Here is a 26,628-nt window from a genome sequence, read left to right on the forward strand (position 1 = left end):
ACGAAGCTACGGCCGGGCCGCCCGGCCGCGCTTCTCGATTCCTGACCGGTGTGGCCGGGCCGGCCGGTGAGGGCCGGCCCGGACCTCACGCTCAGACCAGGTCGAACCGGTCCAGCTCCATGACCTTCGTCCACGCCGCGACGAAGTCCTTCACGAACTTCTCCTTGGCGTCGTCGCTCGCGTAGACCTCAGCGATCGCGCGCAGCTCGGAGTTCGAGCCGAAGACCAGGTCGGCACGGGTGCCGGTCCACTTGACGGCGCCGGAGGCGTCGCGGCCCTCGAACTCGTCCTGCGCCTCGGACGTCGACTTCCACTCCGTGCCCAGGTCGAGCAGGTTGACGAAGTAGTCGTTGGTGAGCGTGCCGGGGCGGTCGGTGAGGACACCCAGCTTCGACCCGCCGGTGTTGGCGCCGAGGACGCGCAGACCGCCGACGAGGGCCGTCATCTCGGGGGCGCTCACGGTGAGCAGGTTCGCCTTGTCCGTCAGCAGGAACTCGGCGGGCAGGCGGTTGCCCTTGCCGACGTAGTTCCGGAAGCCGTCGGACTTCGGCTCCAGTGCGGAGAACGACTCGACGTCCGTCAGCTCCTGCGTGGCGTCCACGCGGCCCGGCGTGAACGGCACCTCGACCTGGACGCCGCCGTCCTTGGCCGCCTGCTCGACGGCCGCGGAGCCCGCGAGGACGATCAGGTCGGCCAGCGAGACCTGCTTGCCGCCCTTCGCGTTGAAGGACTCCTGGACGCCTTCGAGCGTACGGAGCACCTGCGCGAGGTCCTCCGGGTTGTTGACCTCCCAGCCGCGCTGCGGCTCGAGGCGGACGCGGGCGCCGTTGGCGCCGCCGCGCTTGTCGCTGCCGCGGAAGGAGGAGGCCGAGGCCCAGGCCGCGGAGACGAGCTGCGCGATCGTCAGGTCCGTGCCGAGGATCTGCTCCTTGAGGGAGGCGATGTCGGCGGCGCCGACGGCCTCGCCCTCGCGGGCCGGCAGCGGGTCCTGCCAGAGCAGCACCTCGGCGGGGACCTCCGGGCCGAGGTAGCGCTGGATCGGGCCCATGTCGCGGTGCGTGAGCTTGTACCAGGCGCGGGCGAAGGCGTCCGCGAGCTGGTCGGGGTTCTCCAGGAAGCGCCGCGAGATCTGCTCGTAGACCGGGTCGAAGCGCAGCGACAGGTCGGTGGTGAGCATCGTCGGGAGCTTCTTCTTCGACGCGTCGTGCGCGTCGGGGATGGTCGCCTCCGCGTTCTTCGCCACCCACTGGTTGGCGCCGGCGGGGCTCTGGGTGAGCTCCCACTCGTAGCCGAAGAGGTTCTTGAAGAACTCGTTGCCCCACTGGGTGGGGGTGCTGGTCCAGGTGACTTCGAGGCCACTGGTGATGGCGTCGCCGCCCTTCCCGGTGCCGTAGCTGTTCTTCCAGCCGAGGCCCATCTGCTCGATCGGGGCGGCCTCGGGGTCGTCGCCGACGCTCTCGGCCGGGCCCGCGCCGTGGGTCTTGCCGAAGGTGTGGCCGCCGGCGATGAGGGCGACGGTCTCCTCGTCGTTCATCGCCATGCGGCGGAACGTCTCACGGATGTCGCGGGCCGCGGCGATCGGGTCCGGGTTGCCGTTGGGGCCCTCGGGGTTGACGTAGATGAGGCCCATCTGGACGGCGCCGAGCGGGTCTTCGAGCTCGCGGTCGCCGGTGTAGCGCTGGTCGTCGAGCCAGACCTGCTCGGGGCCCCAGTAGACGTCCTCGTCCGGCTCCCACACGTCGGCGCGGCCGCCGGCGAAGCCGAAGGTCTTGAAGCCCATCGTCTCCAGGGCGACGTTGCCGGTGAGGATCAGGAGGTCGGCCCAGGAGATGTTCTGGCCGTACTTCTTCTTGACCGGCCACAGCAGACGGCGGGCCTTGTCCAGGTTGCCGTTGTCCGGCCAGCTGTTGAGCGGGGCGAACCGCTGCTGACCGGTGCCCGCGCCGCCGCGGCCGTCGCTGATGCGGTACGTGCCGGCGCTGTGCCAGGCCATCCGGATCATCAGCGGGCCGTAGTTGCCGAAGTCGGCGGGCCACCAGTCCTGCGAGGTGGTGAGCACCTCGGCGATGTCCCGCTTCACGGCCGGGAGATCAAGGTTGCCGAACGCCTCGGCGTAGTCGAAGGCCTCGGTGAGGGGGTTCGACACGGCGGGGTTCTTGGCGAGGATCTTCAGGTTGAGGCGGTCGGGCCACCAGTTGCTGTTTCCGCCGCCCTGGGTCGGGTGCGGCGCCCGGGTGTGCGCCACCGGGCAGCCGCCGGTCTCCTCCGGCTTCGGATCGGTGACGATCGCGTCGTGGTTCTCAGTCATGGGAATCCTTCCGGACGGGGCGGATCACAGGCTTAAGGAACTGCGGGAGGCAGAACAGTGGGGGGCGAACGGACCCGCATCCTGAAGTCACGCGCTGTGCCCTGCTGTTGTCCTGTCCCTTGGCCGTAGGCCGGAACCGATCCTACGATGGACCTAGTCCAAGTCAATACGACAGACAGGCGCGTCCGAGTCATTCGTCGGTCGATGTACAGAAAGGCTGGGTCCGCATGAGCGACCTTCTCGAACGGCTCCGCGGACGCGGCTGGCGCATGACCGCCCAGCGCCGGGTGGTCGCCGAGGTACTGGCGGGTGAGCACGTCCACTTCACCGCGGACGAGGTGCTCGCTCGCGCCGCCGCCCGGCTGCCGGAGATCTCGCGCGCCACCGTCTACAACACCCTCGGCGAGCTCGTCTCCCTGGGCGAGGTCATCGAGGTGACCGCCGACGGGCGCGCCAAGCGCTACGACCCGAACGCGCACCACCCCCACCAGCACCTGGTCTGCTCGGGCTGCGGAGTCATCCGCGACGTCCACCCCGGCGGCGACCCGCTGGACCGGCTCCCGGCCGCCGAGCGGTTCGGATTCACCGTCTCCGACGTCCAGATGACCTTCCGGGGGCTGTGCCCCGACTGCGCCCGCGCGTGAGAGTGCCGCGCCCCGCAGTGAGTTGACGCACCGTCACCGGACGTCCGGATTCCGGGATTCCTTGACACCCCGGACCGGCAGGAGGAGCATCCCTTCGTCGTTGACAACGTTGTCGGATCCGTCACCTACGAAGGGCAGAACGGTGTCAGTCACGCACAACCGCCCGCCGCGCACCCGGCTCAGAACCGTCAGTTCCATCGCGGTGGCCGCCATGGCAGCACTGGGGCTGGCGGGCACGGCCGCCCCCGCTTCGGCGGCCTCCCCGTACAGCACCGTCAAGGACCCGGTGTCGTACGTGAATCCGCTGATCGGGACCTCCAACGCGGGCAATACCTATCCCGGCGCCGTCCAGCCGTTCGGCATGCTGGCCTGGAGTCCGCAGAACTCCAAGGGCAAGCAGGTCTCGACCCCGGCTCCGGGCGGCTACCAGTACGCCGCGACCAAGATCCGGGGCTTCAGCCTCACCCATCTCAACGGTGTCGGCTGCTCCGGGGCCAACGGCGACATCCCGATCATGCCGTACGTGGGTGACGTGGACTCCTCGCCCAGTTCGGACACCACCGACGCGAAGTACGCGAGCACCTTCTCGCACACCGACGAGACGGCCACGCCCGGCTACTACAAGGTCGGCCTGGCCAGTGGCGCGTCCGCGGCGCTCACCACGACCGCCCGTACCGGATCGGGGGAGTTCGGCTTCCCGGCGGACAAGCCCGCCACCATGCTCTTCCGCACCTCCAACTCGGAGAGCGGCAGCACGGGCGCCACCGTGAAGATCAACGCGGCCGAGCGGACCGTGACGGGCTCCGTGACCGCGGGCAACTTCTGCGGTCCGCAGAGTGCGAACAACCGCAAGGACCTCTACACGCTGTACTTCACCGCCCACTTCGACAAGGCGTTCGCCAAGGTCGGCACCTGGACGGACGGTACGGTCGCGCCGGGCTCCACCTCGGCCTCCGGCGGTACGGGATACAGCTCCTCCGGCAATGCCGTCGAGGGCAAGGGCTCCGGCGCATACATCACCTTCGCCGACGGGACCACCAGCGCCCGGGCGAAGGTCGCCGTCTCCTACGTCAGCGGGCAGAACGCCGAGGCCAACCTCCGTACGGAGAACGGTCCGCGCAAGAGCTTCGACTCCGTCAGGACTCAAGCCGCCCAGGCCTGGAACAAGGTTCTGAAGTCCGTCGAGGTGGGCGGCGGCACCGACGACCAGCGCTCCACCTTCTACACCGCGCTCTACCACTCCATGCTGGAGCCCACCCTCACCAGCGATGTGGACGGCCGCTATCTCGGCGCCGACCGCAAGCCGCACCACCTCGCCAAGGGGCAGAAGGCGCAGTACGGCACCTTCTCCGGATGGGACCAGTACCGCGCGCAAGTGCAGCTGATGACGCTGCTCAACGCGCGGGCGGGCAGCGACTACGCGCAGTCCCTCTTCAACTATGCGAGCCAGCGCGGCGGTGAGTGGGACCGCTGGCTGCTGGAGAACGGCAAGACGAGCGTGATGTCGGGCGATCCGTCCGACGCGGCGCTCGCCGGGATCTACGCCTTCGGCGGCCATGACTTCGACGTCGACGGCGCGCTCAAGTCGCTGGTCACGGCGGCGACCGTACCGACGGCCAACGACTCCGACAGTGCAGGCTGCAATGTCGAGTGCGTGGGACAGCGGCCCGCGCTCGACCAGTATCTGAAGCTCGGCTACGTACCGGCGGACAACTGCCACTGCTGGGGAGGCGCGGCCGAGACGCTGGAGGACGCGGCGGCCGACTACGGCCTCTCCGAGCTGTCCCGGCAGACCGGGAAGAGCGCCGACGCGAAGAAGTTCCTGGACCGCTCGGGGAACTGGACGAACGTCTTCGACGCCAACGCCACCGCGCAGGGCGGCTACATCCGCGACCGCAAGGCCGACGGCACGTGGGCGGGGACGTTCACTCCGGGGACCGGCAGCGGCTTCGTCGAGGGGACGAGCGCGCGGTACACGTGGATGGTGTACTCCGACGTTGCTGGCCTGGCCGGGGCGATGGGCGGCGACGAGGCGGCGGTGCAGCGGCTCGATGCCTTCTTCCGTACGCCGGACGGGAAGTCCGACTTCTCGGCGAAGGACGCCACGCGCTACGACGCGACCAACGAGCCGGACATCAACGCCCCTTATCTGTACGACTACTTGGGGGCTCCGTACAAGACGCAGGAGACGGTCCGCGCGGAGATGGACCAGCTGTGGAGCAACGCTCCGGGCGGCATCCCCGGCAATGACGACGCGGGGACGATGTCGTCCTGGTACGTCTTCTCGGCGCTCGGCATGTACCCGCAGAACCCGAGCCGCGCCGATCTGGTGCTCTCCGCCCCGCTGTTCCCGCACGCGGTGGTGCACACCGGGCACGGGAAGACGATCACCGTCAACGCTCCTGCGGCTTCGGCGGAGAACTCGTACATCCACGGTCTGAAGGTGAACGGCCGGACGTCCACGAAGCCGTGGGTCCCCGCCTCGATCGTCACGCGCGGTGGCACGCTCGACTACACGCTGGGTGCCACGGCCGACACGTCCTGGGGCAGCGGTGCGTCCGATGCCCCACCGTCCTTCCCCGGCGGCGGCGTGAAGTACTTCACCGGTGCCTCACCGGACCAGCTGAAGGTCGAGCCCGGTTCGGGCAGCGCGGAGACGACCGTCAAGGTGCAGTCCCTGGAGACGGAGGCGACCACCGTGCACTGGGCGGCGAAGGCGCCGGCGGGTGTCACCGTCACACCGGCCGAGGGCGACTTCACCGTCCCGGCGCGCGGTGCGGCGAGTGCGAAGCTCACCGTGTCGGCTGCGGCGGACACGGCGGAGGGGCACTACACGGTCCCCGTGACGCTGACGTCGTCCGGCGGTACGGAGCTGCCGAAGACGTCGGCCGCCGTGACCGTGGCCGCGAAGAACAGCATGCTGTGGAACCGCAACAGCACCGCGATCTCGACCGACGACGACAATCCGCAGGCCAACTTCGACGGTGAGGGCTGGAGTTACTCGGCGAAGGCACTCGCGGCGGCGGGTACGACGCCGGGCGGGACGGTCTCGTCGGGCGGCTTCGACTTCGTCTGGCCGAAGGTCGGCGCGGGTGAGCCGGACAACATCGAGGTGGCGGGAAACAGCCCCCAGGTGCTGAACGTGCCGTCGGCGGCGGGTGACACGAAGCTCAGCCTGCTGGGCAGTGCGGCCGAGGGTTCGGCGAGCGGCACGGCCACGCTGACGTACACCGACGGCACCACGCAGCAGGCCGTGATCGGGTTCAGCGACTGGACGCTGGGCGGTGGCTCGCAGCAGCCGTCGTACGGCAACACGGTCGCGGTCCACACCGCGTACCGCGATGTGCAGGGCGGCGGTACGGACCCGGTGGGCACCGAGGTGTTCTCCACGGCCCCGATCACGCTCCAGTCGGGCAAGCAGCTGGCGAGTGTGACGCTGCCGAGCGCCACGGACGGCGGGGTGCTCCACATCTTCGCCGTGGCCACGGCCTGACAGGGCCGATCAGGACGCGACGGCGTTGCGGGGACGGGCTGTCCCTGCAACGCCGTCGCGCTATGCCTCCTCGAAACGGACCGGGTCCTGGTACACCGCGTCGAGCGCGAGATGCGCGCCGCCGCGGGCCGCGGCGGCGAAGCCCAGCTCCGAGAGGCGCACTTCGCAGCCGCCCGCGTCCGGCGCCATCACCCGTTCCCTGACCACCTCACGCACCCGGTCCAGCATCAGGTGCCCGATGTGCGTGAAGTACCCACCGAGGACCACCACCCGGGGATTGAGTACGTCGGTCAGCAGGGCGAGCCCCAGCGCGAGGTCCTCCGCGACCCGCGCCAGCGCCTCCCGGGTCCGCGCGTCGCCCTCGACGGCGCGACGGCCCAACTCGGCCAGCCGGGACTCGAGTTCGACGGAGGGGTCGTGGATCCAGTCGTCGTCCGGGGCGGCGAGACGCAGGATCGCGTCCAGGCCGACCATCGTCTCCCAGCATCCGCGCCGGCCGCAGACGCAGGGGCGGCGCTCCGGATCGAGGGGCATGTGGCCGACCTCGCCGGCGAATCCGGTGGAGCCGCGCAGCAGCCGACCGTCGCTGATGATGCCCGCGCCGATGCCGCGTTCGCCGGTGATGCACACCATGTCCTGTACGTCCGCGCCTTCCGCCTGGAAGTGTTCGGCGAGGGCGCCGAGCTTCGCGTCGTTGTCCACGGCGAGGCGCGGAAGCGGCTGTTCCAGGCGCTGTCGGAGGCCTTCGGCGACCGCCACTCCGCGCCAGCCGATGGAGGACGCGTACTCGACGGTGCCGGCGGCCGTGTCGACGACGCCGGGCACGGCGAGGGTGAGGCCGACGGGGCGGACGCCGTCGCGGCCGAGCGCCGTGAAGCAGGCGCGGATCGCCTGCGCGGTCAGGTCGAGGACCTCCTTGGCGCCCGCCTCGGCGACCGCGACGGCGACCCGGTGCTCGTAGGCGGTGTCGCCGCCCAGGGTGAGGGCGAGCACGTGGACGTAACTCGTGCTGATCTCGACGCCGATGCCGCAGAGGCCGTGGCCGTCGATCCGGACCAGGGTGCCGGGGCGGCCCACGGCGCCCTCGCGCTGCGCGGAACCCTCGCTGATCAGGCCGTGGGCGACGAGCTCGGAGACGAGTGTGGTGACGGTCGGCTTGGGCAGACCGGTGTCGGTGGCGATCTGGGCGCGTGAGCGCGGACCGGAGTCACGCAGGATCCGCAGGATCACACCGAGGTTGGTGCGCCGGATGGACCCCCGGTCCCGGGACCGGGAGGGGCCGACGGGGGCGGCGTACGGAGGGTTCGCCGCACGAAGGTCGGTCACTGCGTCCTCGTCTCTGGCTGGGCGGGCCGGTCTTGGTCATGGGCCTTGACAGCCCCCTCAGTTAATTAGGATTCTAGCCGAACTAATTGGAACGTTGCCGTGAACACCCGCACTCCACCAGCGCACAAAGGGAGTTCTTGTGTCATTCCGTACCAGAGCGAAGGTCGCCGGAGCGCTCGCCGCCACCGCCGCCGTCGTGTTCGGCGCCCTGGCCACCGCCCCCGCATCGGCCCAGTCCCCCACCCCCGACTACTCGGTCTCCATCGGCGCCAAGGGCCCCTGGACCAACCCCGACGACACCCCGTCCGCAACGTACATCGACAAGAACGGCGCGTTCTACTACCAGTCCGCGCACTCCCTGTACGCCGCGAACGACCCCCGGAAGTGGACGTTCTACACCGGCAAGGACTTCGACTCCGCCACCCGTTCCGCCGCGCTCAGCGACGCGGTCAACCCTGCCAACGCCAACGACCGCAACAACGACACCACCTGGCGGTGCAACAACAGCCCCACCGGCCGTGAGGCCACTTACGCCCCCGACACCTCGCACTACTCGCAGAAGAACTTCTGCGACCTCATGGGCGTGTGGGTCGACCCGGATTCCGGCGACTGGTACGGCCTGGTCCACAACGAGTTCACCCCCTCCCCCCACGGCGACGGCCTGCACTACGACGCGATCGACCGCACCGTCTCCAAGGACCAGGGCAGGACCTGGACCATCACGGACCATGTGCTGACCTCGCCGTACAGCACGAAGCGCGGCGACACCACGGCGTTCCCGAACGAGACGTACTACTACGGCGACGGCGACGCGCGGCTGTTCGTGGACACCGCCTCCGGCTACTTCTACGTCTACTACAACTCCCGCGTGATCCCGAAGGGCGGCGTCTCCGGAGGCTGGACCGACGGAAGCCGCGCACACGTGGCCCGCGCCCCCATGTCCGGGAAGATGGCGCCCGGTTCGTGGAAGAAGTGGTACGACGGCGCCTGGTCCCAGCCGGGGACCGGAGGCCTGGAGAGCAACATGGAGCCGGTCGACGCGACCCACACCACCGGCTACACCCCCGTCGCGCACGACTACAAGCCGACGAACCCCGGCAACGTCCAGCAACAGCAGGCGGCCGGCACACTGCCCGCCAAGTCCGACCTGCTGACGATGAACATCGCCTACAACGCCTATCTGGGGCTGTACATCGGCGAGCCCGAGGCCGTGCACCAGGACGGCACCGAACCGCAGCGCTTCTACGTCACCGACAACCTCGCCACCCAGAAGTGGCGGCTGGTCGGCGACTCGGGCGACTACCTGACGGGGTCCTGGTACCGCTGGCTGCTGGACTCGGTGAACAAGACGGGTTCCACGATCGTCGGGAAGTCCTTCCGTTCGTACTGCTCGTTCTTCTGCTCGGACGGCGCCGACGGCGAGTATTACGACACCGTCATCAACACCAACTCCCCTGCCGCTCCCGTCGGTCAGGGCAAGGCGTACACGATCTCCAGCGGTGCGGGACGCGTCCTCTCCCAGGTCCGCGGCAGTACGTCGACCACTTCGCAGGCCCCGTCCGGCGGATCCGACCTCAGCCGGTGGATCTTCACCTCCAACGGTGACGGCTCCTACCGGATCGCCAACGCGTCCACCCGACAGCTCCTGGGCGTCGACTCGACAGGCAATGCCGGACGCGCCTGGGGCGCCAAGCCCACCGCGACGAAGGCGCCCGCGGGCGGACCCACCGTCGGACAGCAGTGGTTCGTCGTCGCCAACACCACGGTCGGCGGCAAGTCCACGGGCACCTTCCGTCTGGTGAACCGCTACAGCGGGCTGGTCATCGGTCTGTCGAACACCGGCGGCCGTCTCGCGGAGACCACGCCCACCCGTGCGTGGACCGACACCACCGGAGGTCCGGTCGGCGGCTCTCGTACCGCCGCGGAGCAGACCCTCACGTTCACCGCCACCAACCCGGCCCACCACGGCCACTGACCCTCGCATCCGACGGCCCCGCACCGGCGAAGTGCCGGTGCGGGGCCGCTCCTCATCGCTCGCACCACGGAGGCCCCGCGTGCCCGCCCGGTACCACTTGAGGTTCCAGATCCACCCCACGTCGGCCGCCGCCCGCCAGGCGGCCGAACTCGCGGAATTCTGCGCGCAGTCGGGGATCGACGAGGTCGTCCTGCTGCTCGCCGCCGAGGAGTTCCACCAGGGCCATCCCGCCGGTGAGGAGGAGGACCGGCTGTACGGCACAGCTGCCGACGCGGCCGCCGTCCTGCGGGACGCCGGGCTCGAGGTCAGCCTCAACCCCTGGGTGACCGCGGGGCATGCGGATCGCGGCCGGTACGACCGTCACGGGTTCGCGCCGATGGTCGGGGCCGACGGGCGGCCCGCCGCCGGTCAGGCGTCCTTCGTCTGTCCTCGCTGGCGTTCCTGGATCGCGGCGCACTACGGCCGGTTCGCCGGGCTGGGCTTCCGCGTCCTCTGGCTCGAGGACGACTTCCGCTACCACAACCACGCCCCGCTGGAGTGGGGCGGCGGTTTCGAACCGCTCATGCTGGAACGCCTCGCGGAGCTGGTCGGGCGGCCGGTGACGCGCGAGGAGGTGGTGGCCGCCGTGACGGCGCCCGGCACCCCGCACCCTTGGCGCGCACTGCTGCAACAGACGTGGCGTACCGCACAGTTGGAAGTCGCGACCCTTGTCGCGGATGCCGTCGAGAAGCACTCCGACGGCCGCTCCCGGCTCGGTCTGATGAGTTCGGGGCCCGGCGCGCACGCGGTCGAGGGCCGCGACTGGCCGGCCCTGTTCGACGCGCTGGCCATCGACGGAGAGGTGGCCCACCGACCCCACTTCGCCCCGTACAGCGATGTCCCGGGTCGCGAACTGAGCCGTTCCGTCTGGCTGTTGGACGTACAGCGACAGCTGCGCCCCGCCTCGGCACGCACCGAACCGGAGATCGAGAACTGGCCGCACACCGCCTGGTCCAAGTCCGACACCCAGACCTGGTCCGAGATGGTCACCGCCCAGCTCTCCGGTGCGGACGCACTGTTCCTCAACGTCCTCCCCGTCCAGTCCGGTCACGCCCGCCGCTTCCCGGCCGTCGCCGGCCTCCTGCGCCGCTCCCGCCCCGCCCTGGACCTCGTGGCCGACCGGCACCGCGGTGAACTCGGCACCTGTGGCGTGGGGCTGCCGTTCCGGCCCGACGCCTCGGCCCACGTCCGTACGGTACGGCCGGGACACCTCACCGACCTGGCGGTCGACCCGGGCCCCGCGGCGGACTTCCTGCTGCGGTACGGGGTGCCGGTGACGGCCGAAGACGCGCCGGTGCGTGTGCTGTTCGGCCAGGCGGCCCGGTCCTTCGACGACGACGCCCTGCGCCGGATGCTCTCCGGCGGGCTCCTCCTCGACGGCATCGCGGCGCAGGTCCTGACCGAGCGCGGCTTCGGGGAACTCCTCGGCGTCACCGTGACGGAGATCGTCGACCGCGAGGCCCCTTCCTCGCCGGGCCCGTACTCCCTGGAGCAGCAGAACGACGGCGTCTGTTTGAGCGTCAACATGCAACCCGCCCTCGCACGGCTGCATCCCAGCGCGGGGGCCGACGTCCAGACCCGCATCCTCACCCCGGACCTGCACCTGTGGGGACCGGGCCGCTGCCTCTTCACCAACGCGCTCGGGGGCCGTGTCGCGGTCCTCGCCGCCACGGCCCCCGAACTGCTGCCGTACGACGAGGACGGCCAGCGACTGCTGCACACGACGGTGCGCTACCTGGAGGGCGACGCGCCCACGCTCCCCCTGGTCAGCGGCGGACCGTATCTGATCCCCCGCCTGGCGCGCACCGCCGACGGCCGGCGGCTCGCCGTCGCCAACGGCAGTGCGGACCCGGCCCGGCCCCGTATCGACCTGCCCCACGCCCCGGCTGCCGTGGAGGCGACGCTGCTCGCGCCACTGGCCGTGCCCGTCGCGACCGGGATGACCTCGTCGGCCGGGGCTTTCACCCTCGACGCGGACCTCCCGCACCGCGGCTGGCTCCTCGTCGACGTCCCCGGCCAGGAGGTCAGCCCACTGTCGCCGCCTCGCGCATGATGTCCGCCAACTCCCCGCGGATCCGGGCGAATTCGGCGGTCGCGCGCAGCGCCGTCGGGTCCGTCCCGGCATCCCGTTCCAGGCCCACGTCCACCTCCGCGACGATGCGTCCGGGGCCCGCCGCCATCACCAGGACCCGGCTGCCGAGCAGGACCGCTTCCTCCGCGGAGTGCGTCACGAAGAGCACGGTGGTGCCGAGGGACGCGGCGAGGGTGCGTACCTCCTCCTGGAGCCGCTCCCTGGTCAGCGCGTCGAGCGCGGCGAACGGCTCGTCCATCAGGAGGACTTGGGGTTCCGTGGCGAGGGCCCGGGCGATGGCGACCCGCTGCTGCTGACCGCCGGACAGCTCCCAGGTGCGCCGCCCGGCGGTGCCGCTGAGCCCGACCCGTTCGAGGAGCGACGCGATCCGGGCGGGGCGTTCCGCGCGCGGCACCCCGTGGCGGGCCAGCGCGAAGCCGAGGTTGCCGCCGACGGTGCGCCAGGGGAAGAGCCGGGGCTGCTGGAAGACAATGCCGGTGCCCCGGCCCGGCGCCGCGGGCGCCCCCTGGACCGCGGCCGTGCCCGAGGTGACGTGCTCGAAGCCCGCGGCGATCCGCAGCAGGGTCGTCTTGCCGCAGCCCGAGGGGCCGACGAGCACCACGAACTCCCCGGCGCGCACGGTCATCGAGACGTCCTCCACGGCGGTGACCGCCGCCCCGGTCTTCCCGTACCGGACCGTGATCCCGTCGAGGACCACGGTCGCGTCACTCTGCGGCGACACCGGCGAGCTCCTTCACGGCGAGGGCCTTCTGGAAGGCCGACTTGTCGGGGACCGCGTCCACGGCCTTCTGGCCCTTGAGGAAGACCGCGGCATCGTGGAGGTTGACGGCGAGTTCGCCGGGTGCGCCGGGCTTGCCGAGGTACTTCGGTCCTGCCTGCTCCTTGGCGGTGAGCAGCACCAGCTGGGCGAGCTGCGCCTTGGCGTCCGCGGTGGACAGGCCGAGTTCCTTGCCGATGGAGGCGGCGGCCGTGGCCGGATCCGACTTGGCCTGCTGCACGGCCTGGTTCTCGGCCTTGAGCCAGGCGGTGACGATCTCCGGGTGCTTGGCGGCGAAGGCGTCGGTGACGACGCCGAGGTCGGCGGTGGCCTTGCCCTGCTCGGCGAGCTGCCGGCTGGTGATGAGGATCTTTCCGTCCTTCTGCAGCTCGCCGAGGGTCGGGGTCCAGACGTAGGCGGCGTCGATGTCGCCGCGCTTCCAGGCGGCGAGCGCGTCCTGCGGCTGGAGGTCGATGATGTTCACGGCGGACGGTTCGACCCCGGCGGCGTCCAGTGCGGCGAGCAGGGAGTAGTGCGAGGTGGAGCCGTAGGGGGTGGCGACCTTCTTGCCCGCCAGCTGCTTGATGTCGTTGATGCCCTTCTTCGCGACCAGGGCCTCGTTGTCGCCGATGACGTCGTGGATCCAGACGACCTTGTACGGGATGTTCAGCGGTGCGGAGAGCCCCTTGGTGACGGGGCTCGATCCGGCGAGGCCCAGGTCCACGGAACCGGCGATCACGGCGGTGTTCACATCGGCGCCCGAGTCGAACTTCACCCACTTGATGTCGGCGTCGGGCAGCGCCTTCTCCAGCAGTCTCTGGTCCTTCACGACCAGGTCGGCGTTGGGTATCGCCTGGTAGGCGATGCGCACGGTGGTCTTTCCGCCGCTGCCGTCGGAGGATCCGGAGCCCCCGCAGGCGGTCGCGGTGAGAGCGGTGAGGGTGGCGGCGGCCAGCAGGGCTGCACGGCGTACGGACATGGGGGATCTCCAGAGCTCGGAAGGGTGAACAGGCAGGAAGAAAAGGGCAGTTCAGGCGCGGCCGCGCCACGGAACCAGGGCTCGCTCGGCCCACTTCAGCAGTGCGTCGAGCACGATCCCGGACAGGCCGATGGCGATGATCCCGACGATGACGACGGCGGTCTGGTTGTAGCGCTGGGCGTCGCGGATCATGCCGCCGATGCCGGGCACGCCGTTGATGGTCTCGGCGGCGACGACCGAGGTGTACGCGACGCCGACCGCTATCCGTACCCCGGTGAGGATCTCCGGCAGCGCGGCGGGAAGCCGTACGGAGAGCAGCAGGGCGATTCGGCCCGACCCCAGCGCCCTTGCCGCTTCGACGAGTTCGACCGGAACCGTCCGCACGGCGGCGGCGGTCGCGGCCGCGATCGGCGGCAGGGCGGCGATCACAAGGAGCCAGATCTTCGGGGACTCGTCGATGCCGAACCAGATGACGAGCAGGGAGAGGTACGCGAGCGGGGGCAGCGTCCGCAGAAAGGTGACCGCGGGCTCCAGTACGACGGCGACGGGCCTGACCGCTCCGATCAGCAGCCCGAGCGGGATCCCCACGAGGGCCGCGTATCCGGTGCCGATCCCGATACGGCGCAGGCTGACGCCCAGGTGCTCGACGAGGAGGTGGCCGCCGTAGCCGCGTACGCCGTCGTGGACGGTGGAGGTCAGCACGAACTGGTGCCACACCTCGCCCGGCGAGGGGACGAGCACGCGCGGCCAGACCTCGGCCGCGACCACCAGCTGCCAGGCGCCCAGCAGGACGGCGAGCGCGACGGCCCGCAGCGCGAGCCAGCGCAGGGCCTCGGCGCGCGGGACGCGCCGCTCGCGTGCGACGGCCGGCGGCGCGGGCTTGGCCGTCTGCTCCAGGACCGTCATCGGGAGGCTCCCGCTTCGACCAGCGCACGGAGCCGGGGTGCGACCTCTTCGCCGACCCGGTAGGCCTCTTCGAGGTGCGGGTAGCCGGAGAGGATGAACTCGTCGACGCCCAACTCCCGGTATTCGTAGAGGCGTTGTGCGACGTCGTCGTGCGAGCCGACGAGTGCGGTTCCGGCACCTTCGCGTACGAGACCGATGCCCGCCCAGAGGTTGGGCGCGATGGTGAGCTTCGCGGTGTCGTCGGCGGAGCCGCCGTGCAGGGCGGTCATCCGGGCCTGCCCGGTCGAGTCCATCCGGGCGAACCGCTCCTGGCTGGCGCGGACCGCGTCCGGGTCAAGACCGCTCAGGATCCGGTCGGCCTCGGCCCAGGCTTCGGCCGCGGTGTCCCTGCTGATGATGTGCAGGCGCAGCCCGTAGCGCAGCGCCGGCGCCTTGGCCCGCAGTCGCGCGATGCGCTCCGCGACGGCGGCCGGCGGTTCGCCCCACAGCAGTTGGACGTCGGCGCGGCGGGCGGCGACCTCTTCGGCGGCGGGCGAGGCTCCTCCGAAGTAGAGGGGTACGGGGTGCTGGACGGCGGGGTCGACGAGGCGCGCGCCCTCGATGTGCAGATGGGCGCCCTCGAAGTCGACGCGCTTTCCGTCGAGCAGGTCGCGGAGTACGGCCATGGTCTCGTCGGTGCGCGCGTACCGCTCGTCGTGGGCCAACTGGTCTCCGTAGGCGCGCTGTTCGGCGGGGTCTCCGCCGGTCACCACGTTGAGGCGGAGCCTGCCGCCCGCGAAGCGGCGGAACGCGTCTGCCTGCTGGGCGATGAGCGTGGGGCTGGCGAAGCCGGACCTGAAGGCGACCAGGAAGCCGATGCGCTCGGTGTGCTGGGTGAGTGCGGCGGTGAGGATCCACGGGTCCACGCAGCCGAGGCCGACGGGCGTCAACAGCGAGTGGAATCCGGCCTGTTCGGCGGCGCGTGCGACCTGCGCCAGGTAGGCGACGTCCGCGGTCCTGCGGGTGGCGGCGCCGGTCCTGCCCTGGACGGACGTGACGCCGCCGGGGTCGCGGCCGTCGCCTCCGGTGGGCAGGAACCAGTGCAGCAAGGGTGCGTTTTCGGGCATGACGAAACCTCGATGGCAGCAGGGAAGGCAGGCGAGGACGGCCGTGAGGGCGCGCGACAGCGGCCCCGTCACGGGGTCAAGGTCCTGAGGGGCGGAGTCGTCCGCGAGAAGGAAGTGTCAGCAGCCGTGCGTACAGCTGGAGTCGACCCGACAGAGCATGCTCGACACACGCAGCAGATCCACGTGACGGCGCGAGACAAGGGCGGGGGTCATGCCCGCATCCTGTCCGCGGACCGTGTCCCCCGACAACCATGTCCCGTATGGCGGACATCGTGATGTCAGCTGTCGAGACGGCCCGGCACACGGCGAGGCGCCGGCCCCTGGAAGGGGACCGGCGCCTCGCGGGCGGGCTGTTCGTCAGTGGCGCTGCAGCACCGTTCCGCCCGCGTACTGCGCGGATGCACCCAACTCCTCCTCGATCCTGATGAGTTGGTTGTACTTCGCCGTACGGTCGGACCGGGACAGCGAGCCGGTCTTGATCTGCCCGCAGCCGGTCGCGACCGCGAGGTCCGCGATGGTGGTGTCCTCCGTCTCGCCGGAGCGGTGCGACATGACGACCGTCCAGCCCGCGCGGTGCGCGGTGGCGACCGTGGCAAGGGCCTCGGTCAGGGTGCCGATCTGGTTGACCTTGACCAGAACGGAGTTGCCGACGCCGGTGCGGATGCCCTCGCGCAGCAGACCCTCGTTGGTGCAGAACACGTCGTCGCCGGTGAGCTGGCAGCGGTCGCCGACGCGGGCGGTGAGCTCCCGCCAGCCGTCCAGGTCGTCCTCGGCCATCGGGTCCTCGATGGAGACGATCGGGTACGCGTCGATCAGCTTGGCCAGGTAGTCGACCTGCTCGGCGGGTGTACGGCGCACGCCCTCGCCCGCGTACACATACGCGCCGTCCCGGAAGAACTCCGACGACGCCGGGTCCATGATCAAGCCGATGTCGGTGCCGGGCCGGTATCCGGTGCGCTCGACGGCCGCCATGACGAAGTCGAGCGCCTCCTCCGCGGTACGCAGTGCGGGCGCGAAGCCGCCTTCGTCGCCGACGCCCGTGGAGTGCCCGGCGGAGAGCAGGTCGCGGCGGAGCGTGTGGAAGATCTCGGAGCCCATGCGGACGGCCTCCGCGAAGGTCTCCGCTCCCACCGGAGCGATCATGAACTCCTGGAAGTCGAGCGGATTGTCGGCGTGGGCGCCGCCGTTGACGATGTTCATCATCGGCAGCGGGAGGAGACGGGCGTCGGCGCCGCCGAGGTAGCGGTAGAGCGGCTGGCGGTGAGCGGCCGCGGCGGCCTTGGCGGCGGCGAGGGAGACGCCGAGGAGCGCGTTGGCGCCGAGGCGGGACTTGTCCGACGTGGCGTCGAGGGCGACGAGCGCCGCATCGAGGCCGGCCTGGTCGTCGGCGTCGCGCCCCACGACCGCCGCCGCGATCTCGCCGTTGACGTGGGCGACCGCACGGTCGACGCCCCTGCCGTGCCAGCGCCCGGGGTCGCCGTCGCGAAGCTCCACAGCTTCGCGTGCCCCGGTGGAGGCGCCGGAGGGGACTGCGGCACGTCCGAGGGATCCGTCCGCGAGGAGGACATCGGCCTCGACGGTGGGGTTGCCCCGGCTGTCGAGGACCCTGCGGGCGGTGACGGACTGAATGGTGGAAACCATGGTGGATCCTTCGCGTTGCTGCGCGCCGCGGCCCTGCTGCGACAACGCTGGCGCGTGCCGCGACACGGCAGACTCTACAGCAATGCTGTTCAGTTCTGCTGTTCAGTCCAGCTGTGCAGTTCTGCTGCGCAATCCGGCTGTGCAGACAGGGCGAGCGGTCCCGCCGGTGATCACCGGTTAAAGTGCCGTATGCCCACCCCGGAACCCGCCGCCGTCGCCACTGAACTGCGTAATGCGATGGGCAAGCTCTCGCGCCGCGTGAAGCACGAGGACCGGATTCCGCACGGCCAGGTCTCCGTACTCGGCACCCTGGACCGCGACGGGGCCATGACCACCAGCGACCTCGCCGCGGATCAGCGCGTACGGCCCCAGTCCATGGCCCGTGCGGTCGGGCTGCTGATGGAACAGGGCCTGGTCGTCCGGCGTGCGCATCCCACGGACGGCCGCAAGTCCCTGGTCGAGCTCTCGTCCGCGGGGCGGGCGGCACTCGAGGCCGAGCGCGGGCGCAGGGCCGGCTGGCTCTCCCAGGCCATCGAGACCGAGCTCACCGGCGAGGAGCGGGAGGTGCTGGCGCGCAGCGCCGCACTCATGGAGCGGCTCGCCGCGCGCTAGGGGCCCGGATCAGCGCAGTTCCAGGCCGAGTTCCCGCTCCAGCACCGCCGCCTGTTCGGGGGTGGCGAAGGCGAAGTAGGTGTCGTACGTGACATTGCTGCGGCGCTGGAAGTCGACGAGGTGGAAGCGGCGCGTGTCCTCACCGGGGTCGGGATCGACATGGCCGATGACCTCGACGATCGCCAGGATGTCGAGGTAGTCGTCCGACAGGTGCTCGGTCTGCTGGGTCACCGGGACGCCGTTGCGGGCGAATTCCAGAACGTCGTCGTACTCGTCTTCCTCACGGAGCCGTACGCCGGTGATGGTGACCGCGCCTTCGGTGAGTGCCGCCGCCCGTTGCAGGAAGTGTGCGTAGCTCTCCTCCAGGAAGTCGACGTCCTCGCCGTGGGCCGACACGGCCACCCCGAACTCTTCGAGCATGCTGGGCACTTCATGCGGGTTCAGTCCCTGGTGGGCGAACTCGGCGAAGTCCTCGAGGACGGCGTCGGCCTTCTCCCGGGACACCATGTCCATGCGCCTCAGGAGCGCTCCGACCTCTGCGTACGAGGTCGCCCTGAACCAGACCAGTACGTCCCGCAGCCTGTCCTCCTGGAGGAACAGTTCGCGCAGGCATCCGAGCGGGATCGCCGACCCACCGACCCTCTTGTACGGCTGGTCCACGTACGGCACCTCGGTCCACAGGCTCTCGCGCGAGCCCGGGGTCCCTGGCTCGGCCTCGGGATCGAACGGTATGTACTGCCACACCGCCCCCTTGTTCCGCCGGATCACCTCGCCCAGGTACCAGCAGGCCCCCTGCACAAAGGGGTCGTCCCGTGCGGCGTCGAACTCCTCCACCGTGGCGAACCGCTCCCTCACGGCGGCTTCCAGCCGGTCCAGGGTCTCGGGAAAGAAACCCCACTCCGACCGGCCCCAGGACGAGTCCGGCCGCTCGGCCAGCCACGCCGTCAGCGCCGGATCCTCCGCCAGCGGCGGCACGGGGTCCACGCGCGGGGTGTGCGCCTTGACCGGTGTCCACCCCGGATCAGCCTCCTGCCGTACGGTCACGGCCTGCCGCAGCCGCTCGACCTCGTCGGCGAACGCCGTCCCCGTCCGGACGCGCAGGGCGTACGCGATCAGCAGCAGCGGTGCGACGGGCGAGAGTTCGAGCTCCGGGTCCGGCGAGACGACGGGCTGTCCGGGGCGGTCGTCGACGGGCCGGGTATTCCAGCCCCATGCACCGCCGGCGACCGAGAGCAGGACTTCGCCGACGTAGGCCGTCACGGCGTCCATCAGCTCCTCCCGCTTCACGAAGTCCTGGTCGGAGTCGTCCCGCGCGAGTAAGTGCGCCTCCAGGGCATCGAGCGACCCGGGAGAATAGTCGAGGCGGAAATCCTGCGGAAGGATCACCTTCTCCAGGAGCAGCAGCGGAAACGGCAGGTCGTCGATCCACCGCTGAAGAAGATGCTGCGGGGAGTGGTCCGGCTCGGTCTCAGGGATCATGCGGACACTGTAGGAGCGCGCACTGACAGCGGCCGTTCGCCTGGGGACGAAGGGACTTCGGACCCTGGAGGTCGAGGACGGACGGCGATCCGGACGACCGGCCGGAAGGCGTCCAATGGAAGGTGCGGCCAGGTGGCCGCAGGCCCTTGGAGGTACCCGGTGGCGGTCGAGGAGAAGCACGGATTCTGCACGCTGTGCAAGTCGCGGTGCGGAGCGGTCTACACGATCGAGGACGGCCGGCTCACCGGCGTACGCCCCGACCCCGGGCACCCGACCGGTGCCGCGATGTGCCCGAAGGGGCGGTCCGCGCCCGAGATCGCGCACAGCACCCGCCGGCTGACCACTCCCCTGCGGCGTACACACCCGAAGTCGGACCCCGACCCGGGCTGGGAGGCCATCTCCTGGGACGAGGCGATGAGCGAGATCGCCGGCAGGATCGGTGCGATCGCCGAGGAGAGCGGGCCCGAGGCGGTGGCCTTCGCGGTGGCCACCCCGTCGGGGACGATGGTGTCCGACGCGACCGAGTGGATCGAGCGTTTCGTACGCCACTTCGGCAGTCCGAACACCGTCTACAGCGCGGAGATCTGCAACTGGCACAAGGATTTCGCGCACGCCTTCACCTTCGGCTCGCCCCTTCCGCCACCGGACTACGCGCACTCCGATCTCGCCCTGCTGTGGGGCTTCAACCCGGCCAAGACCTGGCTGTCGCAGTCCGCCGCCGTCTCCGCCGCCCAGGCGAACGGCATGAAGCTGGCCGTCGTCGACCCCCGCCGTTCCACCAGCGCTCTGCGCGCCGACCACTGGCTGCGGGTGCGGCCGGGCACGGACGCCGCACTGGCGCTGGGTCTGGCGAACCTGCTGATCGAGAACGGCACCTTCGACGAGGAGTTCGTACGCTCCTGGACCAACGCCCCGCTGCTGGTGCGGACCGGCACAGGACGGTTCCTGCGCGCCGCCGAACTCTCCGAGGGCGCCGACGGTTTCGCGGTGTGGGACGAGGAGACAGGCCTCGCCGAGCCGTACGACACCGGGCGCGCCGCCGTACGCCCGGAGCGTTTCGCGCTGCGCGGCGTGCACCGGGTCGTGACGCGTACAGGACCGGCCGACTGCGTGCCCGCCTTCGAGCGGTACGCGGACGCCTGCGCCCAGTGGCCCGCCGGGCGGGTCGCGCGCACCACGTGGATCCCCGAGCGGGAGATCCGGGCCCTGGCCGCGGAGATCGGGGCCGCGCGTTCGGTGACGTACTACGGATGGACCGGCGTCGGTCAGAGCGCCAACGCCGCCCAGACGGAACGCGCGCTGGCCACCCTGTACGCGCTGACCGGGTCGTACGACACCGAGGGCGGCAATCACGTCGCACCGCCGCCCCCGTACAACCCGGCCACCTCCTTCGCCCAGTTCGCGCCCGGGCAGCGGGCCAAGGCGCTGGGCCTGGACAGGCACCCCTTGGGGCCGCCCGCCTTCGGCTACATCAACGCCGGCGATCTGTGCCGCGCGATCGAGAACCACCAGCCGTACCAGGTGAGGGCGTTGATCGCCTTCGGCTCCAACCTCGTGGTGTCACAGCCCGATTCGGACCGGGTCGCGCGCGCCCTGCGGGAGCTGGAGTTCCAGGTCCACCTCGACCTGTTCGCCAACCCGACCAGTGCGAGCGCCGACATCGTGCTGCCGGTCAACAGCGCCTACGAGCACGAGGCGCTGCGCTTCGGCTTCGAGATCAGCCACCGGGCCCAGGAACAGGTCCAGTTGAGGCCGCGCCTGGTGGAGCCGCAGGGCGAGTCCCGCTCGGACACCGAGGTCGTCTTCGACCTCGCCTGCCGCCTCGGGATGGACGGCCTGTTCTTCGACGGGGACATCGAGGCGGCCTGGAACTGGCAGCTGGAACCGCTCGGCCTGACCGTCGAGGAGCTGCGCGGACGCCCCGGCGGCGTGCGCGTGCCCCGTCCCCTCGCCCACCGCAAGTACGCGGCCGAGGCGGGCGGCAGCGGGACGGTGGCCGGGTTCAACACGCCGACGCGCCGCGTCGAGCTGTACTCGGAGCGGCTGTGGGAGCACGGCTACCCGGCCGTGCCCGAGCACCACGACCCGGCCGCCACGGACACCGCGTTCCCTCTCGTCCTGACCTGCGCCAAGCACGGCTCCTTCGTCCACAGCCAGCACCGCGGCCTCACCTCGCTGCGCCGCCGGGCCACCGATCCGTCCGTGGACATGAACCCGCGGACGGCCACCGCGCGCGGCATCGCCGAGGGCCAGTGGGTGGAGCTGTCCACGCGCCGGGGCGGCATCCGGCTGCGTGCCCGCTTCGACGACTCGCTGCACCCCTCGGTCGTGGTCGGCGAGTACGGCTGGTGGCAGGAGGCCACCGACCTGGCGCTGCCCGGCGCGGACCCGCTCGCCGCGACCGGCAGCAACTTCAACCGGCTCGTCGACCACGCGACCACCGACCCGCTGAGCGGTTCGGTTCCGCTGCGCTCCTCGGTGTGCGAGGTCCGCCCGGCGCCGGACGACGGCACCTGGACCGGGACCCGCCCCTTCACCGTCACGGCCCTGTCCGCGGAGGGCCCCGGCGTACGCACCCTGCGCCTGGAGCCGGCCGACGGCGGCCGGCTGCCCGACCACCGGCCCGGTCAGCACCTGACGGTCCGCGCCGAGGACGCCTCGGATACCGTCCGGGACCCGGCGGACGGCCGCAGCTACTCCCTCACGGGTGCTGCCACGGATCCGGACCGCATCGCCTACGGCCTCGCCGTACGCCACATCGCGGACGGTGCCTTCTCCCCGTACGTCCACGAAGAGCTCAAGGTCGGCGACCGCCTGCACCTCAGCGCCCCGCGCGGCGTCTTCTGCATCCCCACGCACACCGACACACCGGTGGTGCTGCTCGCCGGCGGCATCGGCATCACTCCGTTCCTCAGTTACCTGGAGACACTGGCAGCGACGGGCGGAACCGTCCCCGAGGTAGTCCTCCACTACGGAAACGCCGGCTCGGCCGACCACCCGTTCAGGGACCGCCTGCGCGAACTCCGTTCCCGTATCGGCACGTTGAGGATCGTCAACCACTACGCCGAGCCCGCGGAGACCGACGTGCCCGGCCGCGACTTCGACCGCCGCGGCTTCATCACCGCCGACGACATCGCCCCCGATCTGATCGCCCGCCGCGCCCGCTTCTACCTCTGCGGCCCCGAAACGATGCTCGCCTCACTCACCGACGGGCTGACGGCCCGGGGCGTACCGCGCTTCGAGATCTTCAGCGAGAAGTTCCGCGCCGCACAGCGCGAGGTCACCGTCCCGGACGACGCCGCCTTCACCGTGCGCTTCGCCCGCTCCGACCGCGAGATCACCTGGCGGAAGGGGGACGGCACCCTCCTCGCCCTCGGAGAGGGCGCGGGCCTCGCACTGCCCAGCGGCTGCCGCGTCGGCCAGTGCGAGAGCTGCGCCTGTACGGTCCTGAAGGGCGAGGCCGCCCACCTGGTCACCCCGTCGCCGGACCTCCCCGACACCGAGGTCCTGACCTGCCAGTCCGTCCCGGTGTCCGACCTGGTCCTCGACGCCTGAGCGATTGCCGGTCTCAGGCGGTGCCGTACACGTCCAGCCGCCCGCACATCCCGAACTTCCCCCGGGCCGAGGGCTGTTCGGCCCTTACCTCGGCGGCGGCGAGGTACGTGGCGTCCCCCGTCGCGAGCCGGTCCAGCTGCTCCCCCGTCGCGGCGGACGCGGCGGCGGCTCCCTGCTCCCACCGCGTACGCCATGCGTCGAGGCGATGGCGTACGAGTGCGGCGGCCGCCTCGTGGAACGCCGCCAGTTCGGCGGGGTCCTCGGCGGCGCGGAGTCTCCGGTAGCCCTCGATCGCGAGGTCGCGGCGGGCGCGCGCCACCCGCTCCTGTTCGGCCTCGGGTGCGTCGAGCGGGATCGCGGTGGCGGCCGCGTACGTCCCGGGGTCGGTCAGATACTGCGGTGGCAGCGTCAGCACCGCGTCCCCCGCCTCCGGCAGGCCGCTGTTCTGCATCAGGACGACGATGCGCAGGGCATCCTCGTTGACGAGGCGGTGGATGGTGCCGGGCGTGAACCAGGCGACCGTGCCCTCCGCGAGCGGCGTGCTCTCGAACCCGGAGGCGGTGAGCGTCTGGACGGCGCCGCGGCCGGCCGTGACGACGTACCCCTCGCTGCACGTCAGATGCAGGTGCGGGGTGCCGCCGCAGAGCCCGTCGGACGCGGGCCAGTCGTAGACGGTGAGGTGCGAGACCGCCACGCCTCCCGGCAGTCCTTGGTACCCCGGGGCGCTCACCACGGGTGCTCCGCAAGGTACTTGGCGATCTCGGGGCGCTCCCAGGAGCCCTCCGCGACGACCACCCGGTAGCGGCGGGTGAGGGTGTCGCCGGGGGCCAGGACGAGTTCGTCGTGGAAGGCGAGGGAGGGCGCGACCGCGGCGAAGGGGTCGTTGCGTACGAACCAGTGGGCGGGGTGGCTGCCCCGCTCCCCCGCGTGGCCGTTCTCCGGTGCGTGCTCGAAGACGAGGGTGGCGTACCCGTCCGCGCCGTCGTGCTCACCGGTGTACGCGAGCCAGGGTGCCTGCGCGCCCATCACCTGCGGGCCCTCGTCGTCCGCGGTCTGGATGCGTCCGTCACGGAAGGCGCGCGGGCCGCGCCAGAACAGGCCTGTGTACCCGGCGAGTTCACGGCCTTGGGTGGTGGGGCTGCCGAAGCGGAGCGGTTCGGAGCGCCGGTTGGTGACGGCGCTGGTCCAGGTGAGGGCCCAGGATCCGGAGTCCGCGTCGACGTCGTGGACCTCGATGCGGCGGGACTCGTCGGCCCACAGGTCGCCGTTGTGCGGGTGCCAGGTGAGCCGCTCGGCGATGACGGTCCTGTCCTCGTCGGAGGACAGTTCGTCGAAGGCGACATGCGCCATGGAGCCGACCCGTTCGGGCAGGGCGAGATAACCCTCGCCGTGCACATAGGTGTTGCCGCCCCACAGGTTCTGGCCCGAGAGGTGCGAGGCGGTCATCTGCAGGCCCTTGTGCCAGCGGTGGTCGTTGGGCCGGTAGTCGGTGACCACGTGGTCGGCCAGGGTCCTGAGCGGGTGCAGATACGGCTTCGGCGCCTCCCAGTCCGCCTCGGGCCGGTAGACGTACGCGAAGAGTTCCACGCCCGTGGCGGGGTCGCCGACCGTGATCCGGTCGCCGTGCGTGTGGACGAGTCGGAGCGGGCCGCGGCTCATGCGTGTGCCTCCTCGGTACGCGTGGACGGGGACCAGCCGGGGGCGCCACCGTGGAGGGCGGTGTAGTACGGGTCGCCGGGGCCGATGTCGCCGGCGCGCACGGTGGTGTCGGTGAAGGCGGACTTGTACAGGGCGGAGATCAGTTCCAGGCTGGTCCGGCCGTCGGCGCCGCTGCTGCGGGGGCGCTCCCCCGCGCGGATCGAGGCGACGAGTTCGCGCAGCTGGGCGAGGTGGGAGCTGGGTACGTCGGGGCCGAAGTCCCGCCAGGCGGCGGCCTGTTCATCGGGTACGCCGGGGGCGGGCGTGATGCGCCAGTCGTCGTTCCCGTAACCGTACAGATGCGTGAGCTCCAGCGTGGCCCGCTCGCAGTCGATGCGGATACGGCTGACCTCGTCGGGGCTGAGCACGCTGTTCACCACGGTGGCCAGCGCGCCGTTGCGGAAGCGGACCAGGGCGGTGGAGACGTCCTCGGTCTCCACGTCGTGCACGAGCCGCCCCGCCATGGCCCGCACCTCGGCCCAGGGGCCGAGGATGTCGAGCAGCAGATCCATCTGGTGGATGCCGTGCCCCATGGCGGGCCCGCCGCCCTCGGTGGCCCAACGGCCGCGCCAGGGAACGGAGTAGTAGGCGTCGTTGCGGTACCAGGTGGTCTGGCAGTGCGCGACCAGGGGACGGCCGACCTCCCCGTCGGCCAGCAGCTTCCTGACGTGGCGGGCGCCGGAGCCGAAGCGGTGCTGGAAGACGATGGCCGCGTACGGACCGCCGTCCTGCCCCTCGGCGGCCTCGATCGCGTCGAATTCCTCCAGCGACGGGCACGGGGGCTTCTCGCACCAGACCCACGCACCCGACCGCAGCGCGGTGACGGTCTGCTCGCGGTGCAGGGTGGGCGGGGTGCAGATGGTGACCAGGTCCGGCTGCTGCTCGTCGAGCATCCGCTGCAGATCGGTGTACGCGTTCGGGATGTCCCCCTCCGCGCAGAAGCGGCGTACGGCGTCGTCGTCGATGTCCACGGCGGCGACGACCTCCAGCGGCACACCCTCGGCGGCCAGCTGCCGGAGCGCCGGGAGGTGACTGCCGCGGGCGATGCCACCGGCGCCGACCAGGGCGGCCTTCAGCGGACGGTTCTCATCGGTGGGGCGCATGGACGCGATCAACACTCCATCAGGCGTGCGGGCGCCGACCGGAGATGGCAAGCGCTTTCTTCGCGTCGAACCTAAGCAGGGGTCGAGCGACCGGTCAACAGGCCCGCACGCGCCGATGTGCCGGAACTCCTACGACAGCACCGCCGGTTCGGGGACCCTCGCGGCACGGAACCGCGTCGTGCGGCGCAGCTGGAAACCGAGCGACTCGTACAGCCGGATCGCGTTCGTATTGCGCGCGGCGGTGTGCAGGAACGGTGTCTCGCCGCGCTCCCTGATCCCGGCGGCGACGGACCGCACGAGCCGCCCGGCCAGCCCCTGACCGCGCTGGTCGGCGTCGGTGCACACGGCGCTGATCTCGGTCCAGCCCGGCAGGTGCAGCCGCTCCCCGGCCATCGCGACGAGCACGCCGCCGCGCCGGATGCCGAGGTACGTGCCGAGTTCGATGGTGCGCGCCTCGAACGGCCCCGGCCTGGTGCGCTCCACGAGGGCGAGCATCTCCGGTACGTCGGCCGGGGTGAGCAGAACCGCCTCCGGATCGTGCACCGCGTCCACCGACACGTCGACGAGCTGCACGCCGGGCATGTCCTGCGTCAGCTCCCAGCCGTCCGGCAGCGAGCGCGTCGTGCCCGGCAGCGGCACCTCGGCGCCGGGACCGGCGAAAGCGGCGAGGTCCGCCCAGTCCTCGGGACCCGGGTCGTCGGGCAGCGCCAGCCAGGGCGAGACGTCGACCGGATAGCGCAGCACCCGGCCGCGCCGCTCGGCGAGATGCGCGTGCGGTCCGGTCAGCGCCGCGTACGCGGGGTTGTCGAGCGGGTGCGCCGTCTCACCCGAGGCGGGCGCGGACGCCCTCCCCTCGTACGTCTCCGTCATCGGACCCCTTCCGTGGTGGCTTCTCTCTTCTCATGAAACCCCCAG

18 protein-coding genes are annotated in these 26,628 nt (G+C 71.2%); 6 read left to right on the forward strand and 12 right to left on the reverse strand.

Going from position 1 to position 26,628, the window contains the following annotated elements; genetic code table 11:
* Positions 1–91: 91 nt before the first annotated feature.
* Positions 92–2,308: a catalase/peroxidase HPI gene (gene katG / locus OG707_RS02305; RefSeq protein ID WP_329113763.1), complete on the reverse strand. Its 2,217-nt coding sequence runs from the start codon at positions 2,306–2,308 to the stop codon at positions 92–94.
* A 227-nt stretch (positions 2,309–2,535) separates the two neighbouring features.
* Between katG and OG707_RS02310 the strand changes: the two genes are divergently transcribed.
* Together OG707_RS02310 and OG707_RS02315 are read left to right on the forward strand one after the other, a co-directional pair.
* Positions 2,536–2,952, forward strand: a complete 417-nt coding sequence (locus OG707_RS02310; RefSeq protein WP_329113765.1) for a Fur family transcriptional regulator — start codon at positions 2,536–2,538, stop codon at positions 2,950–2,952.
* Between the two features lie 211 nt (positions 2,953–3,163).
* On the forward strand, positions 3,164–6,445 hold the full coding sequence (locus tag OG707_RS02315) for a GH92 family glycosyl hydrolase (RefSeq protein WP_329127585.1): 3,282 nt from the start codon (positions 3,164–3,166) through the stop codon (positions 6,443–6,445).
* Positions 6,446–6,505: 60 nt separating this feature from the next.
* Here OG707_RS02315 and OG707_RS02320 read toward each other — a convergent pair whose 3' ends face one another.
* Positions 6,506–7,771, reverse strand: coding sequence for an ROK family transcriptional regulator (locus tag OG707_RS02320; RefSeq protein WP_329113767.1), 1,266 nt, complete (start codon positions 7,769–7,771; stop codon positions 6,506–6,508).
* A gap of 139 nt (positions 7,772–7,910) precedes the next feature.
* Between OG707_RS02320 and OG707_RS02325 the strand changes: the two genes are divergently transcribed.
* Entirely contained in the window at positions 7,911–9,746 is a 1,836-nt protein-coding gene (locus OG707_RS02325; RefSeq protein WP_329113769.1) for an RICIN domain-containing protein, read from the forward strand.
* Between the two features lie 79 nt (positions 9,747–9,825).
* Entirely contained in the window at positions 9,826–11,838 is a 2,013-nt protein-coding gene (locus tag OG707_RS02330) for a hypothetical protein (protein ID WP_329113772.1), read from the forward strand.
* Here the strand turns inward: OG707_RS02330 and OG707_RS02335 are convergent.
* The 5 genes from OG707_RS02335 to eno all read right to left on the reverse strand — a co-directional run bounded on the left by OG707_RS02335 (position 11,810) and on the right by eno (position 17,266).
* Positions 11,810–12,598 carry an ABC transporter ATP-binding protein gene (locus tag OG707_RS02335; RefSeq protein WP_329113773.1) on the reverse strand — a complete coding sequence of 263 codons (789 nt, stop codon included), beginning with the start codon at positions 12,596–12,598 and terminating at the stop codon, positions 11,810–11,812. The two genes, OG707_RS02330 and OG707_RS02335, sit on opposite strands and share 29 nt — an antisense overlap.
* Positions 12,582–13,613, reverse strand: a complete 1,032-nt coding sequence (locus tag OG707_RS02340) for a taurine ABC transporter substrate-binding protein (RefSeq protein ID WP_329113775.1) — start codon at positions 13,611–13,613, stop codon at positions 12,582–12,584. Before OG707_RS02340 ends, OG707_RS02335 begins: the two co-directional genes overlap by 17 nt.
* A gap of 51 nt (positions 13,614–13,664) precedes the next feature.
* The gene (locus OG707_RS02345) at positions 13,665–14,519 is read right to left on the reverse strand and encodes an ABC transporter permease (RefSeq protein WP_329113777.1); all 855 of its coding nucleotides are present in this window, start codon (positions 14,517–14,519) and stop codon (positions 13,665–13,667) included.
* The gene (locus OG707_RS02350) at positions 14,516–15,625 is read right to left on the reverse strand and encodes an LLM class flavin-dependent oxidoreductase (RefSeq protein WP_329113780.1); all 1,110 of its coding nucleotides are present in this window, start codon (positions 15,623–15,625) and stop codon (positions 14,516–14,518) included. The genes OG707_RS02345 and OG707_RS02350 overlap by 4 nt, the downstream gene beginning before the upstream one ends.
* Before the next feature lie 357 nt (positions 15,626–15,982).
* On the reverse strand, positions 15,983–17,266 hold the full coding sequence (gene eno / locus OG707_RS02355) for a phosphopyruvate hydratase (RefSeq protein ID WP_329113782.1): 1,284 nt from the start codon (positions 17,264–17,266) through the stop codon (positions 15,983–15,985).
* A gap of 189 nt (positions 17,267–17,455) precedes the next feature.
* On the opposite strand from eno, the gene OG707_RS02360 reads away from it, so the two are divergent.
* Positions 17,456–17,878 (forward strand): MarR family winged helix-turn-helix transcriptional regulator, encoded by a 423-nt coding sequence (locus OG707_RS02360; RefSeq protein ID WP_329113785.1) that lies wholly within the window; start codon positions 17,456–17,458, stop codon positions 17,876–17,878.
* Positions 17,879–17,887: 9 nt separating this feature from the next.
* On the opposite strand, the gene OG707_RS02365 is transcribed toward OG707_RS02360, so the two are convergent.
* Positions 17,888–19,357, reverse strand: a complete 1,470-nt coding sequence (locus tag OG707_RS02365; protein ID WP_329113787.1) for a hypothetical protein — start codon at positions 19,355–19,357, stop codon at positions 17,888–17,890.
* 132 nt (positions 19,358–19,489) lie between these two features.
* Here OG707_RS02365 and OG707_RS02370 point away from each other — a divergent pair, with 132 nt between their 5' ends.
* Positions 19,490–22,912 (forward strand): molybdopterin-dependent oxidoreductase, encoded by a 3,423-nt coding sequence (locus OG707_RS02370; RefSeq protein ID WP_329113788.1) that lies wholly within the window; start codon positions 19,490–19,492, stop codon positions 22,910–22,912.
* 13 nt (positions 22,913–22,925) lie between these two features.
* Here the strand turns inward: OG707_RS02370 and OG707_RS02375 are convergent, their stop codons facing one another.
* The 4 genes from OG707_RS02375 to OG707_RS02390 form a co-directional block, all read right to left on the reverse strand.
* Positions 22,926–23,645 (reverse strand): cupin domain-containing protein, encoded by a 720-nt coding sequence (locus OG707_RS02375; RefSeq protein ID WP_329113790.1) that lies wholly within the window; start codon positions 23,643–23,645, stop codon positions 22,926–22,928.
* The gene (locus OG707_RS02380; RefSeq protein WP_329113791.1) at positions 23,639–24,571 is read right to left on the reverse strand and encodes a PmoA family protein; all 933 of its coding nucleotides are present in this window, start codon (positions 24,569–24,571) and stop codon (positions 23,639–23,641) included. Before OG707_RS02380 ends, OG707_RS02375 begins: the two co-directional genes overlap by 7 nt.
* Positions 24,568–25,713 (reverse strand): Gfo/Idh/MocA family protein, encoded by a 1,146-nt coding sequence (locus OG707_RS02385; RefSeq protein WP_329113793.1) that lies wholly within the window; start codon positions 25,711–25,713, stop codon positions 24,568–24,570. The genes OG707_RS02380 and OG707_RS02385 overlap by 4 nt, the downstream gene beginning before the upstream one ends.
* A 129-nt stretch (positions 25,714–25,842) precedes the next feature.
* Complete coding sequence (locus tag OG707_RS02390) at positions 25,843–26,583, reverse strand: GNAT family N-acetyltransferase (RefSeq protein WP_329113795.1); 741 nt, start codon at positions 26,581–26,583, stop codon at positions 25,843–25,845.
* Between the last annotated feature and the right edge of the window lie 45 nt (positions 26,584–26,628).

The organism is Streptomyces sp. NBC_01465 (assembly GCF_036227325.1).
Taxonomy (GTDB): Bacteria; Actinomycetota; Actinomycetes; order Streptomycetales; family Streptomycetaceae; genus Streptomyces.

Excerpts from the sequence above, each read along its gene's own strand:
- katG (WP_329113763.1), bottom strand. The coding sequence starts at position 2,308 with ATGACTGAGAACCACGACGCGATCGTCACCGATCCGAAGCCGGAGGAG.
- OG707_RS02310 (WP_329113765.1), top strand. The coding sequence starts at position 2,536 with ATGAGCGACCTTCTCGAACGGCTCCGCGGACGCGGCTGGCGCATGACC.
- OG707_RS02315 (WP_329127585.1), top strand. The coding sequence starts at position 3,164 with ATGGCAGCACTGGGGCTGGCGGGCACGGCCGCCCCCGCTTCGGCGGCC.
- OG707_RS02340 (WP_329113775.1), bottom strand. The coding sequence starts at position 13,613 with ATGTCCGTACGCCGTGCAGCCCTGCTGGCCGCCGCCACCCTCACCGCT.
- OG707_RS02345 (WP_329113777.1), bottom strand. The coding sequence starts at position 14,519 with ATGACGGTCCTGGAGCAGACGGCCAAGCCCGCGCCGCCGGCCGTCGCA.
- OG707_RS02350 (WP_329113780.1), bottom strand. The coding sequence starts at position 15,625 with ATGCCCGAAAACGCACCCTTGCTGCACTGGTTCCTGCCCACCGGAGGC.
- eno (WP_329113782.1), bottom strand. The coding sequence starts at position 17,266 with ATGGTTTCCACCATTCAGTCCGTCACCGCCCGCAGGGTCCTCGACAGC.
- OG707_RS02360 (WP_329113785.1), top strand. The coding sequence starts at position 17,456 with ATGCCCACCCCGGAACCCGCCGCCGTCGCCACTGAACTGCGTAATGCG.
- OG707_RS02365 (WP_329113787.1), bottom strand. The coding sequence starts at position 19,357 with ATGATCCCTGAGACCGAGCCGGACCACTCCCCGCAGCATCTTCTTCAG.
- OG707_RS02380 (WP_329113791.1), bottom strand. The coding sequence starts at position 24,571 with ATGAGCCGCGGCCCGCTCCGACTCGTCCACACGCACGGCGACCGGATC.
- OG707_RS02385 (WP_329113793.1), bottom strand. The coding sequence starts at position 25,713 with ATGCGCCCCACCGATGAGAACCGTCCGCTGAAGGCCGCCCTGGTCGGC.
- OG707_RS02390 (WP_329113795.1), bottom strand. The coding sequence starts at position 26,583 with ATGACGGAGACGTACGAGGGGAGGGCGTCCGCGCCCGCCTCGGGTGAG.